General features: G+C 48.3%; 9 protein-coding genes and 1 pseudogene. All 10 read left to right on the top strand.

Features of this window, described 5'->3' with window-relative positions; all coding sequences use genetic code 11:
• Positions 1-23 precede the first annotated feature (23 nt).
• The 10 genes and pseudogenes from GO755_RS30910 to GO755_RS30865 all read left to right on the top strand — a co-directional run bounded on the left by GO755_RS30910 (position 24) and on the right by GO755_RS30865 (position 13,637).
• Complete coding sequence (locus GO755_RS30910) at positions 24-1,535, top strand: NCS1 family nucleobase:cation symporter-1 (protein ID WP_317165989.1); 1,512 nt, start codon at positions 24-26, stop codon at positions 1,533-1,535.
• 89 nt (positions 1,536-1,624) lie between these two features.
• Positions 1,625-2,086, top strand: a pseudogene (gene tnpA / locus GO755_RS30905) (IS200/IS605 family transposase).
• A 191-nt stretch (positions 2,087-2,277) separates the two neighbouring features.
• Positions 2,278-3,660, top strand: coding sequence for a dihydropyrimidinase (hydA, locus tag GO755_RS30900; protein WP_157589298.1), 1,383 nt, complete (start codon positions 2,278-2,280; stop codon positions 3,658-3,660).
• Positions 3,661-3,796: 136 nt separating this feature from the next.
• Positions 3,797-4,663, top strand: a complete 867-nt coding sequence (locus GO755_RS30895) for a nitrilase-related carbon-nitrogen hydrolase (RefSeq protein ID WP_227687154.1) — start codon at positions 3,797-3,799, stop codon at positions 4,661-4,663.
• A gap of 91 nt (positions 4,664-4,754) precedes the next feature.
• On the top strand, positions 4,755-6,110 hold the full coding sequence (locus GO755_RS30890; protein ID WP_317165986.1) for an NAD(P)-dependent oxidoreductase: 1,356 nt from the start codon (positions 4,755-4,757) through the stop codon (positions 6,108-6,110).
• A 76-nt stretch (positions 6,111-6,186) separates the two neighbouring features.
• The gene (gene preA, locus GO755_RS30885; protein WP_157589296.1) at positions 6,187-7,455 is read left to right on the top strand and encodes an NAD-dependent dihydropyrimidine dehydrogenase subunit PreA; all 1,269 of its coding nucleotides are present in this window, start codon (positions 6,187-6,189) and stop codon (positions 7,453-7,455) included.
• 17 nt (positions 7,456-7,472) lie between these two features.
• Entirely contained in the window at positions 7,473-8,828 is a 1,356-nt protein-coding gene (locus tag GO755_RS30880; protein WP_157589295.1) for a uracil-xanthine permease family protein, read from the top strand.
• Positions 8,829-8,875: 47 nt separating this feature from the next.
• Entirely contained in the window at positions 8,876-10,291 is a 1,416-nt protein-coding gene (locus GO755_RS30875; protein WP_157589294.1) for an FAD binding domain-containing protein, read from the top strand.
• A gap of 78 nt (positions 10,292-10,369) precedes the next feature.
• Positions 10,370-12,685: a xanthine dehydrogenase molybdopterin binding subunit gene (locus tag GO755_RS30870; protein WP_157589293.1), complete on the top strand. Its 2,316-nt coding sequence runs from the start codon at positions 10,370-10,372 to the stop codon at positions 12,683-12,685.
• Positions 12,642-13,637, top strand: coding sequence for an XdhC family protein (locus GO755_RS30865; RefSeq protein ID WP_227687152.1), 996 nt, complete (start codon positions 12,642-12,644; stop codon positions 13,635-13,637). Before GO755_RS30870 ends, GO755_RS30865 begins: the two co-directional genes overlap by 44 nt.
• The last annotated feature ends 16 nt before the right edge of the window (positions 13,638-13,653 follow it).

The raw sequence follows: 13,653 nt of genomic DNA, 5'->3' as shown, positions 1-13,653 counted from the left end.
GCCCGGCTCAAACAACCAAAAACGTGTCTGTAAAACAACTAGCCCCAGAAGCAATCGTAGATGAGTCATCGTCTCTCTATAGCGAGGATTTAGCCCCTATTCCCGCATCGAAACGAACGTGGAATACCTGGAATTATGCAGCCTTATGGATCAGCATGAGCCTCTGTATTCCTACCTATATGATGGCTAGTTCGCTTATTCAGGGCGGCATGAACTGGTGGCAGGCTATTTTTACCATCTTCCTGGGCAATACTATTGTTCTGATTCCCATGGTATTGAACGGGCATGCCGGTGCTAAATACGGGATTCCCTTCCCGGTTTTGGTACGATCCAGTTTCGGAACCAGCGGAGCGAATATTCCGGCTTTGTTACGCGCTATTGTGGCCTGTGGCTGGTTCGGTATTCAGACCTGGATTGGTGGGTTTTCAATTTACCAGATGCTTCGGTTATGGATTCCATCACTGGAAACGTTGCCGCAGGCTTTCCCGACTTCGTTTGGCTTGCAAACTGGTCCGGCTATCTGCTTCTTTTTGTTCTGGTTGTTGAATATGTACGTCGTATACCTCGGCGTCGAAAGCATCAAAAAGCTACTGGTTTTCAAAGCGTTCTTTTTACCTGTTGCGGCACTTGCATTGCTCTGGTGGGCCATTTCGGCAGGAAACGGCCTCGGTCCTATTCTGGAACAACCCGCCAAATTTGCAGACTCTGCCGCCTTCTTTGCCTTTTTCTTTCCGGCTTTAACGGGCATGGTTGGCTTCTGGGCGACATTATCGCTGAATATTCCCGATTTTACGCGCTATGCTACCAGCCAGCAGGCGCAGGTACGCGGGCAAGTTATCGGGCTTCCGCCGGCCATGACGCTCTTTTCGTTCATTGGCGTTGTCGTTACCTCGGCTACAACTATTATCTACGGTACTACCATTTGGGACCCACTCGTTCTGGCGGGACGATTTGATAGCAAACTTCTGGTCAGCGTTGCGATGATTGCCGTAGCGATTTCGACCCTGGCAACCAACATTGCCGCGAATATTGTTAGTCCTGCTAACGATTTCGCGAACCTGGCTCCTTCAAAAATCGACTTTCGAAAAGGGGGCTACATCACAGGCATCATCGGTATCTTGATTTTCCCCTGGAAGCTAATCGCCGACCCTACGGGATTCATTTTCACCTGGTTAGTTGGCTATTCTAGTTTATTAGGCCCAGTTGGCGGAATCATGATCGCTGACTATTTCTTCCTGCGCAAACAGAAGCTGGTATTGGCCGATCTGTACAGTGAAACGGGTATTTATCGTTTTAAAGGTGGGTTTAATAAAGCAGCGATTATCGCCTTACTCGTCGGTATTCTGCCAAATATACCCGGCTTTCTAACCACCATTCAGGTAATTCCGAGTGATAGCGTTCCTGGCTGGATTTCGCAACTGTACAACTACGCCTGGTTTGTTGGTTTTTTTGTTAGTGGCGTGGTGTATTTGGGATTGATGAGAAGTCAGTACTCGGTTTCGAGTTTTCAGCAGCCAATGACAAAGGCCAGTTGACCGGACTTAAAGCCCAGAGGGCTGCAATCTTTGTAGAAAGTAATTGCCTGAAATTACTATAAAACGCCATAGGCGTGACATCTGCTCGAATGGCAAACACATATTCGCAAATTTATATTCAGATTGTTTTTGCCGTGAAAGGTAGGGAGAACTTAATAAGGGAGTCCTTCAGAGATGAATTGGAAAAATACATTTGCGGAATTGTAACTGGCAAAAATCAAAAAGCTTTAGCCATTTATTGTATGCCTGATCACACACATTTGCTTATTAGTGTAAAGCCTACTATCTCCATATCTGATTTAGTTAGAGATATAAAAGCTAATTCTTCAGGACTCATAAATGACAGAAGATTTGTAAAGAATAAGTTTCATTGGCAGGAAGGGTTTGGCGCTTTTTCATATTCTAAATCTCACCTAGATAATGTTACAAAATACATTCTTTCTCAACCTGACCATCAATGAAAAAGGAGCTTCCAAGAAGAGTATTTAGAATTTTTGAAGAAGTTTGAAGTTGACTACGATGAAAAATATTTATTCGAGTGGATAAATTAGCACATCGTGGTCAGGGTCTGAAAAGAGATAACGCTCCTACGGAGCTTTACCATCCGCAGAGGAACTTACATTCTACAATGATATCGGCCCGATGGGCCTGACTCGACTTTTGAATCTGATTTGTAGTTACAGTTCTCCGTTAAAGGATACCTTAAACGTGTAAATGGAGAGCCATAAACGATAAATTAATTATGTCGCTTTTGATTAAAAACGGTCGGATTATTACATCTGCCGACGATTATGTTGCCGATATTTTCATTGAGGGTGAAACCATTAGCGCTATTGGCAAGAACCTGCCCGTTCAGGCCGATACGGTTATCGACGCTACGGGCAAACTGGTATTTCCGGGTGGTATAGATCCGCACGTGCATTTAGCCATGCCGTTTATGGGCACGTTTTCGAGCGATACGCACGAAACAGGCACTCGCGCGGCCTTATATGGCGGTACGACAACTGTTATTGATTTCGTCCTGCAAAAACAGGGACATTCGCTCAAAGAAGCGCTTGCCGATTGGAATTCCCGCGCCAAAGGAACCACCGTTGGAGATTACAGTTTCCACATGGCCGTAACGGATTTCAACGACAATACGAAGGCAGAAATCCAGGATATGGTTGAAAACGAAGGGATTACCTCGTTTAAAACCTTTATGGCCTACAAAGGTGCGCTGATGATCGATGATCGTCAGATGATTGGTCTGATGCAGGAAGTAAAAAAACAGGGTGGCATGGTCACCGTTCACGCCACCAACGGCGATGTGATTGACTATCTCACGGCCAAACATCGGTCTGAGGGCAAACTTGCTCCACTTTACCACTACCTTTCTCAACCTGAGGTGACCGAAGCGGAGGCCAGCGGTCGTTTTTCTGACATGGCTGACTACACGGGCTGCCCCGGCTACATCGTTCACATGACCTGCGAAGGAGCTCTGAACGCGGTTCGAAATGCAACCCGGCGCAATCAGAAAGTCTTTGTCGAAACCTGTATTCAATACCTTGTTCTCGACGCATCGCTTTATGAGCAGAACTTCGAGGGTGCAAAGTGGGTCATGAGCCCGCCCTTGCGGGAGAAGAAAGACCAGCAATCGCTCTGGTCCGGTATCAATCAGGGCCTGGTGCAAGTTGTCGCTACGGACCACTGCCCGTTTATGTGGGAGCAGAAATTGATGGGGAAAGATGATTTCTCCAAGATTCCTAATGGGCATCCAGCTGTCGAAAATCGCATGGAACTGCTCTACAGTGAAGGTGTACACAAAGGCAAAATCACCTTAAATAAATATGTTGAGGTGGCTTGTACGAATCCTGCCAAAATCTTCGGCATGTTCCCGCGTAAAGGAACGATTGCCGTAGGCAGTGATGCAGATATTGTCATTTTCGACCCCAACGAAACCCATACGCTTTCAGCCAAAACGCACCATATGAACGTGGATTATTCTGGGTACGAAGGCTGGGAACTAACTGGGAAAGTAAAAACTGTCCTGCTTCGCGGCACTGTCGCTATAAATGACGATAAATGCCTGGTTGATAAGGGGTACGGTCAGTTTATCAAGCGAAAGAAAGTAAGCGGGAAGATTTAAACGTAGGAAAAAATTCACCTCACCCCCAGCCCCTCTCCTAAAACAGGAGAGGGGTGAAAGCGCAAATTTTGCTCCCCTCTCCTGCTTTCAGGAGAGAGGCCGGGGGTGAGGTTTTACCAACTAACACAAAACCAACATGCCACGAATTATCAAATCTGGACTGATACAAATGAGTCTGCCGATGACCGAAGGGGAAGGTACGATGGAGGAAATTAAAGAGGCAATGATCCAAAAGCATATTCCACTCATCGAAGAAGCCGGTGAGAAAGGTGTGCAGATTCTTTGCTTACAGGAGATATTTAGTACCCCCTATTTCTGCCCAGGCCAGAACAGTGCCTGGTACGCGTCGGCAGAATCCGTTCCCGGTCCTACCACCGACCGTATGGCCGAATATGCCAAAAAGTATAAAATGGTGATGATTGTGCCCGTCTACGAAAAAGAACAGGCTGGCGTCCTCTACAACACAGCAGCTGTCATCGACGCCGACGGTACGTATCTGGGCAAATACCGTAAAAATCATATTCCGCATACGTCTGGTTTCTGGGAGAAGTTTTTTTTCAAGCCGGGTAATCTAGGCTATCCGGTTTTCCAGACGATGTATGCCAAAGTTGGCGTGTACATATGCTACGATCGCCATTTCCCCGACGGAGCGCGGTGCCTGGGCCTTAACGGTGCCGAAATCGTGTACAATCCATCAGCTACAGTAGCGGGTCTATCGCAATATCTCTGGAAACTGGAGCAACCCGCCCATGCAGCTGCTAATGGCTATTTTATGGGATGTATTAACCGAGTTGGCGAAGAGAAACCCTGGAATCTGGGGCGATTCTACGGCTCTTCGTACTTCGTTGACCCACGCGGGCAGATTTTTGCCACAGCTTCGGAAGACAAAGATGAACTGCTGATTTCCGAATTCGATCTCGATATGATTGACGAAGTTCGCAGCGTCTGGCAATTCTTCCGCGACCGCCGACCAGAGACGTATGGTAAGTTGGTAGAACTTTAAAGGAATGATGAATTATGAATGATAAATGATTTTTCAGCAACTCATCATTCGCAATTCATCATTTATCATTCATAATTCATCATTAATAAACGTGGCAATCCTCAATAACCGTTTAACGACTGAACAATACGAGCAAAACTTCAGCGACATTCACCCGCCGTTTGACTCTCGGGAAGCGGCTTTGGTGGAAGCGAATCGCTGTCTATTTTGTTACGATGCGCCTTGTATAAAAAGCTGCCCGACCAGCATCAACATTCCGAAGTTCATCAAGCAGATCACGACCGATAACGTGAAAGGGTCGGCCTATACGATTTTCGATTCCAATATCATGGGGGGTGGCTGCTCGAAAGTGTGCCCAGTCGAGAAATTGTGCGAAGGCTCCTGCGTCTTTAATCTGCTGGAAGAACCGCCCATTCCAATTGCCAAGCTGCAACGTTACTCGACAGAGAAAGCTATTGAGCAAAAGTGGCCGCTTTTCCAACGCAAACCATCTACGGGCCGGAAAGTCGCGGTTGTGGGCGCTGGCCCAGCGGGCTTAAGTTGCGCCCACGTACTGAGCCGGGAAGGTATTGACGTAACGATCTACGAAAAAGAAGCGAAAGGTGGCGGTCTGATGACTTACGGCATTGCGGCTTATAAAGTGACGCCTGAATTTTGTGAAGACGAAGTCAATTTTATTACCTCGCTAGGCGGTATCGATATTAAGTATGGACAGGAATTGGGCAAGAACGTTTCGTTAGCCGATCTACAAGCCAATTATGATGCTGTCTACATGGGCATCGGGGTTGGTGTGGCCAGGCAACTGGATATTCCCGGCGAAGACCTTATAGGCGTTGAAGATGCTATTCGCTTCATTTACGACATCCGCGAGAAAGGTTATCCATCCATCCCCGTTGGCGATAAAGTAGCGGTAATTGGTCTCGGCATGACGGCCATTGATGCTGCTACGCAAGCGAAACGACTGGGAGCCAAGGAGGTAACTATTGTTTACCGACGCACACAGGCTGAAATGCCCAGCACCGAAGTTGAGCTAAATCTGGCTAAATTAGATGGTTGCAACATCATCTGGCTGGCATCTCCCAAAGAAATCAAGGGCGAAAACGGACAGGTTACCCAACTGATTTGCAACGTAATGGAACTGGGTGTATCCGATACCAGCGGTCGTCGGTCGCCGGTAGAAACGGGCGAGACAATTACCCTAAACGTCGACATGGTCATCAAAGCAGCCGGTCAGGTTCCCTACGAGGAACTGGTTAGTCGTAATCAACTCAATCACTGGAATGGCAAAGTGGCTATCGACAGCAACTGTGCCACCAATATTCCCGGCGTCTTTGCCGGTGGCGACTGCGTAAACGGCGGCAAAGAGGTCGTCGATGCCGTGCAAGCAGGGAAAGATGGGGCAAGGTCGATATTAAACTTCATAAAGAGTAAAAGAGCGAAAGAATGAAAGAGCGGGCTGGCACTCCAATGTGCTGTCTGTCTTTTCACTCATTTACTCTTTCACTCATTCGCTCTTTAAACACATGGCAGATCTACGCGCAAACTTCCTCGGTATTAAATCGCCTAATCCATTCTGGTTGGCGAGCGCTCCGCCGACGGATAAACAATATAACGTACTCCGGGCGTTCGAAGCCGGTTGGGGGGGTGTTGTCTGGAAAACACTTGGCAGTCAGGTCAAGAACGTTTCCTCACGCTATTCGTCCATTGATTATGGTGGCACGAAAATGATGGGTTTCAACAACATCGAACTCATTTCTGACCGCCCGTTAGACATCAATCTCCGCGAAATCGCCGAGTGCGTGCGTCTATTTCCCGACCGGGCCATGATCGTGTCGCTTATGGCCGACAATACCCGTGAGAAATGGCACGAGCTTATCGCTCAGGTCGAAGATACGGGTGCACACGGCCTCGAACTTAACTTCGGCTGTCCGCATGGCATGACCGAACGCGGTATGGGTGCGGCTGTTGGCCAGGACCCTGAAATTGCCAAAATGGTGGTCGAATGGGTCATGGAAAAAGCAACACTTCCGGTCATTACCAAACTGACACCCAACGTCCATTCAGTGGTGCCAACGGGTCGAGCCTCGGTTGAGGGAGGTACCAATGCGCTGTCTTTGATCAATACAATTCAGTCGGTAACAGGTGTTGATCTAGATACGTTTGTTCCCAATCCATACGTAGCGGGCAAATCGGTTTATGGCGGGTATTGTGGTCCGGCCGTTAAACCCATCGCATTGAAAATGCTCACGACCATTGCGCAGGACCCAATGACATCGCATGTGCCCATTTCGGGCATTGGCGGGGTTAGTACCTGGAAAGATGCGGTTGAGTTTATGCTCCTGGGCGCGTCCAATGTGCAGGTATGTACAGCTGTCATGAAGCACGGTTTTCGCATTGTTGACGATATGATTGACGGCATGAATAACTGGATGGACGAGAAAGGCTTTAAAACTCTCGACGATTTCATTGGCAAATCGGTGCCTACGATCACGCATTGGGAAGATCTGGATATCAATTACCATATTGTTGCTAACATCAATCAGGACAAGTGCATTCATTGCGGACTGTGCTATATCGCCTGCGAGGACACTTCTCATCAATCCATTAATCTAACATTTGGCAATCCGTACAACACCTATTCGATTAAAGAAGATGAGTGTGTTGGCTGTAATTTGTGTAAATTAGTATGCCCGGTCGATAGCTGCATCACGATGGTGGAGCAACGCAAGGGCGACGAATACCTGAACTGGAAAGAGTTTCAACGGCGCGGTTTGCCCCTGAATGATCATTGACGAAACTTGCACAACCTATGAGCGAACCCGGTAACGCGCAATCGACCCGTCTCGTTTACGGCCTGGAAGACAAGGTTCCTCTGGTTCCGGCGCTCTTGGTGAGTCTGCAACAGGTTGGTGCTATGGTGGTAGGCACCATTACACCAGCGCTGATTTTGTCGGGTATTTTACACATTAGTCCGCAGGACACCGCCTATTTGGTGAGCATGGCGCTGGTCGCATCAGCGCTGGGTACGTTTCTTCAAACTATGCGACTTGGGTTTATCGGCTCCGGGCTGCTTAGTATCACGGGTACCAGTTTCGCTTTTTTAGCTCCGCTTATTCAGGCGGGCATAGCGGGCGGTTTGCCGCTCATGGTCGGCATGTCGCTGGCCGGAACACCCGTACAGCTTGCCTTAGCTCCTTTTTTGCCCAAACTAAAGCGAGTGTTTACGCCACTGGTTTCGGGAATTGTGGTGTTGCTGATCGGGCTTTCGCTAATTCCAACCGGTATGCGCAGCATTGCCCGATTGCCTGCCGAAGGAGCCCCAGCCTGGAGCGGTGGACTTGTTGCTCTGATTGTCATTGTGGTCATGATTATTGCCCAGTCGATAGGCAAATCGTGGGCACGGATGGCCGCGGTACTCGTTGGCGTGGTTACCGGCTATACAATTTGTGGAGCAATGGGTTGGCTTCAAGCTCCTGCTCCCAGCAATGGCTCATGGATTACTGTTCCTCAATTGTTTCCGCATGGGCTTGCATTTAAATGGGAGTTACTGTTTCCGTTCGCGTTTATTTACCTTGTCTGCGTATTGGAAGCGATGGGCGATATTACAGCTACATCTCAATTGTCAAGTCTACCGACTGATGGGCCTGACCATTGGACTCGAATTCGGGGAGGAATTTTAGCAGACGGACTAACCTGCATCGGGTCAGCGTTAATTGGCGGTTTCCCAAGTGCTACGTATGCTCAGAACAACGGCGTTATTCAGATGACGGGTGTTGCAGCTCGTCGAATTGGCTGGCTCATGGCGATAATTTTGTTGTGTTTGGGTCTCTTTCCACCCGTTGGCCGTTGGATTACGGTTATGCCCCCTTGCGTCCTAGGAGCATTAGCCATCATGCTCTTTGGTTTAGTAGCCGTATCAGGCTTACGCTTAATGGTATCGGGTGGCTTATCGCAACGAGATGCGTTGATTGCGGCCATTTCTTTAGGCGTTGGCATCGGCGTACCATCACAGGAAGAATGGTTAAAAACGCTCCCTGGCGTCGTGCAAACGTTCTTGGAATCAGGTGTTTCAGCAGGCGGATTAGCCGCTTTATTGCTCAATCTGCTTTTGCCGACCGGCGATAAACAGAAGAAGCTGGACGAAGAGCCAGTTGAAGTAGTATAATACATCCTAACAATCATACTGATCATAAGAATCAGCATTCTGTTGTCTTGATAAAGTTCATTCTAAATAATAAAGAAGTCAGTACGGCGATGCCTCCCGGCACGCCAGTGCTCGATTTTGTGCGCTATAATCAGTACTTAACCGGCACAAAAATTGGCTGTCGCGAGGGCGATTGCGGGGCTTGCACAGTACTCGTGGGCGATTTGTCAACTGGCGAATTACGATACCGAACAGCCACATCCTGTCTAATGCCGTTGGGGAATGCACAGGGCAAACACATCGTAACCATCGAAGGCATAAATATGGTCGAGCTGAACCCAATTCAACAAGCAATGGCCGACGAATCAGCGACGCAGTGCGGATTTTGCACACCGGGGTTTGTCGTATCGATGGCGGGATTTTGCCTGAGTAAAAAAGCACCGACTTCCCAAAATGCCATCGCTGCTGTCGATGGGAATATTTGCCGATGTACGGGCTACAAATCCATCGAACGAGCAGCCACTCGAGTAGCCCATTTACTGGAAAAGCGAAAAACAGAAGAGCCGGTAAAATTTGCTGCAAATCAGGCCATTTTGCCCGCCTATTTCACCACTATTCAGGAGCGCCTGCAAGCATTATCGTCAAGCCTGAACGGTGAATTGACCAATGCAAGCCCACATGCTCAGCGCGTTGGTGGTGGAACGGATGTGTATGTGCAGAAACACGATGAAATTAAGGATGCCTCTATTCGCTTTCTATTCGACAATACTGATTTAAAAGGGATTAGACAGGATGGAAATGACTGTGTAATTGGGCCTGCTACGACGGTAACTGATCTAATTGAATCACCGTTGATACAGCAGTATTTCCCTGATTTTAAACACTATACAACGCTGGTATCGTCTACGCCTATCCGAAATATGGCGACCATTGGGGGGAATTTCATCAATGCCTCCCCCATCGGCGATTTCACGATTTTCTTTCTGGCATTGGATGCTACGCTGACGTTTAGCGATGGCAATCTGTCAAGAGAACTACCCCTGCGAAATTTGTATCAAGGCTATAAAATGCTCGACAAGCGGCCTGAAGAATATCTGGAACAAATACGTTTTTCGCTTCCCGCCCAAAACACTCAGTTCAATTTTGAGAAAGTCAGTAAACGGACACATCTCGACATTGCCAGCGTCAATTCCGCCATCAATATCACGGTAGAGGACGACTTGATTACTCACGTCAGGATTTCTGCTGGAGGTGTTGCAGCCATTCCGAAGCAACTGACAAAAACGGCTGAATTTCTGACAGGCAAACTATTGAGTGAAGAATTGATTCAGAAAGCAATCAGCATTGCCCAAACCGAAATCGCGCCCATCAGCGACGCCCGAGGTACCGAAGCTTATAAACGATTGCTACTTGGTCAATTGATCAAAGCGCACTTTATAAAGCTCTTTCCAGCGTTGGAAGTAGAGCAATTACTAAAAACTTAACCGCAGAGAACGCAAAGAGCGCTACGTTTTTCTCGGCGAACTTTGCTTACACTTTGCGCCCTTTGCGTTTAAAACGACATGAAAAATATTGATTCCAGAACACACGTGCGGGGCGAATCAGTTTATCTGGACGATATTCCGACTATTCGCGGTACGTTGTTCGGAGCCGCTTTCGGTTCGCCGGTAGCGCATGGTCTCATTAAGAATTTGGATCTGAAAGCCGCCGAAGCCATGCCCGGTGTGGTGCGTATTTTGACTTATAAAGATGTAACGGGCGAAAACCAGATTGGTGGTATTATTCCTGATGAACCTCTGCTAGCAGAACACCACGTCGATTATTGCGGTATGCCTGTCGCGTTCGTCGTTGCCGAAACCGAGGATATAGCCCGAGCTGCTGTCAAACGCATTACGATAGATATTGAACCGTTACCCGTTATCACCGATCCGCGAGAAGCACAGGCCGCTGGACAATTGATTGTCCCTGCAAGAACATTCCGCTTAGGTAATACATTGACAACCTGGGCAGAGTGTACTTATGTGATTGAAGGAACCACCGATACCAACGGGCAGGAACATTTATACATTGAGACACAGGGGGCCTACGCCATTCCGCAGGAGAATAGCGGAATCAAACTTTACTCGTCTACCCAAGGACCAACAGCGGTGCAGCGGGCCGTAGCCCGATCGTCGGGTTTGCCTATGCACGAGATTGACGTCGATGTTACCCGGTTAGGTGGTGGATTTGGCGGCAAAGAAGATCAGGCCAATATGTGGGCAGCCTTATGTGCACTGGCAGCGCACATATTGAACAAACCTGTCAAATATTCCCTGCATCGGATGGAAGATATGGCGATGACGGGTAAGCGTCACCCCTACTCCTCCGACTTCAAACTGGGCCTCGATAAAGATCTGAAGATGGTTGCCTACGAAGTGACCTTTTACCAGAATGCCGGTGCGGCCGCCGACTTATCTCCGGCGGTGATGGAGCGAACGCTGTTCCACTCCACGAATACCTATTTCATTCCAAACGTAACCGCAACAGCTTACAGTTGTCGAACACACTTACCACCCAATACCGCATTCAGGGGCTTTGGTGGACCGCAGGGCATGTTCGTGATTGAAGCCGCTATTGCTAAAGCAGCCGAAGAGCTTGGTATCAATGCGTCCGTTATTCAGGCGAAAAACCTGCAACAAACGGGCGATGAGTTTCCCTTCGGACAAAAAGCGCAGAGCGAAGCGAATGCCTGTTGGAGCAAAGCAAACGAGTTATACGAAATAGACGAAATTCGCAATAAAGTAGATTCATTTAACACTGTTAACCTACTGTACAAGAAGGGTATAGCACTAATGCCAATTTGTTTCGGAATTTCGTTTACAAACACCCGAATGAATCAGGCACGGGCGCTGGTGCATGTCTATACAGATGGTAGCGTGGGCGTGAGCACGGGGGCTGTAGAAATGGGACAGGGTGTAAATACCAAAATGCTCCAGGTAGCCGCGCATGTATTTTCTATTCAGCCAAAGCGGGTCAAAGTTCTTTCGACCAGCACGTATCGCATCGCGAACACCTCTCCCTCAGCCGCCAGCGCCACCGCCGATTTGAATGGCAAGGCAGTAGAGATAGCTTGTACAGCCATCATGAATCGGCTCAAGGCTGTTGCGGCAGACGAGTTAAACGTTGACGTAAATACCGTTAGTCTGCAAGACGAATGGGTTTATGTGAATGGGGCACAAACGGATTGGGACTGGAACCGACTCCTGATAGCCGCTTACGCGAACCGAGTAAGTCTGTCTGAACATGGTCACTACGCTACGCCAGATATTCACTATGACAAAACACTGGAAAAAGGGCATCCATTCGCGTACCATGTCTACGGAACGGCCATCGTTGAAGTGACTGTAGATTGTTTGCGGGGGACCTACGAAACCGATGCCGTTAAAGTGGTCCATGATTTTGGGACCAGTATGAACCCGCTCATTGACCGGGGACAGATTGAAGGCGGCATTGTACAGGGCATTGGCTGGATGACGATGGAGGAGGTCATATTCGATAAAGCAGGCCGACTACGCTCGAATGCGTTATCCACCTACAAAGTGCCCGATATTTATTCGGTCCCGAAAGAAATCGCGATTGAGCCGCTCCAGACGGAAGCCGAAAACTTAGCTATATTTCGATCAAAAGCCGTTGGCGAACCTCCGTTAATGTACGGCATCGGTGCTTATTTTGCCTTACGGAATGCAGTGCTGGCGTTTAACCCATCCGCTAAAATTCCGTTTGATGCCCCTATGACGCCCGAAAAAGTCCTGCTGGCTTTGTATAACATCAACCCTGCTCAGCACTCAATGCCCCATGCCCATACCCAAACAGCTAACGACCTGGCAGTTAATCCATAAAAGTGGGCAACAAAACCTGCCAGCCATGCTGTTGTATGTGCTTGAAAGTCACGGAAGCAGTCCCGGCAGACAGGGCTTTCTGATGGCAGTTAATGCACAAGGTGCTATGGAAGGCTCCATTGGCGGTGGCATTATGGAGCATAAGTTTGTGGAAATAGCTAAGGAAAAACTGAAACACGGTCCGGCGTTCTGGGCAACCCCTGAGCTTTCTATTCGGACGCAGTATCACGACAAAACCGCAGCCCGAAATCAAAGCGGAATGATCTGCTCTGGCGATCAAACCATTCTTTTGTATCGTGTGCAACCAAGTGATTTATTAGCCATTCAGGCAATTGTCACCTGCCTCGAACAGAATCAAAACGGATACCTCGAATTATCGCCCGCAGGCATTTGTTTCTTCGCTGATCAGATACCCGAAGCTAATTACCTGTTCACGATGCAGTCGGAAGAGAAGTGGGTATATCAGGAGCAATTGGGCTATAAAAATCAGCTTTTCATTATTGGTGGTGGTCATTGCGCGCTGGCTTTATCGCGCATTATGAGCCTAATGGACTTCTATATTCGCGTGTTTGACGACCGTCCTGATCTGCACACAATGGTTCTGAATGACGTAGTCCATGAGAAAATCCTGGTCAGCAGCTACAGTGATTTAGCGGATCAAATACCCTCTGGAGAAAACAATTATGTCGTCGTGATGACCTTTGGCTACCGTACCGATGATCTGGCCATACGGGCTTTAGTGGATAAGCAGCTCGCTTATTTTGGCGTCTTGGGCAGTAAAACAAAGATCGAAAAGCTGTTTGACGAATACCGGGTTGAAGGGTTCGACCAAGAAAAGCTAAATCGAATTCATGCGCCTATTGGCTTGCCCATCAATAGTCGGACACCAGAAGAAATCGCCATTAGCATTGCGGGAGAGATTATTCGGTTGAAGAATGGAGGTTCAGTCTAGAATTTCCTAATTAATA

The organism is Spirosoma arboris (assembly GCF_009754945.1).
In the GTDB taxonomy this organism is placed as follows: Bacteria; Bacteroidota; Bacteroidia; order Cytophagales; family Spirosomataceae; genus Spirosoma; species Spirosoma arboris.
This window is presented reverse-complemented; position numbering and strand designations above follow the sequence as displayed.

Bases quoted from the DNA above. Each gene is read 5' to 3' on its own strand.
- hydA (WP_157589298.1), top strand. From the start codon at position 2,278: ATGTCGCTTTTGATTAAAAACGGTCGGATTATTACATCTGCCGACGAT.
- GO755_RS30895 (WP_227687154.1), top strand. From the start codon at position 3,797: ATGCCACGAATTATCAAATCTGGACTGATACAAATGAGTCTGCCGATG.
- preA (WP_157589296.1), top strand. From the start codon at position 6,187: ATGGCAGATCTACGCGCAAACTTCCTCGGTATTAAATCGCCTAATCCA.
- GO755_RS30880 (WP_157589295.1), top strand. From the start codon at position 7,473: ATGAGCGAACCCGGTAACGCGCAATCGACCCGTCTCGTTTACGGCCTG.
- GO755_RS30870 (WP_157589293.1), top strand. From the start codon at position 10,370: ATGAAAAATATTGATTCCAGAACACACGTGCGGGGCGAATCAGTTTAT.
- GO755_RS30865 (WP_227687152.1), top strand. From the start codon at position 12,642: ATGCCCATACCCAAACAGCTAACGACCTGGCAGTTAATCCATAAAAGT.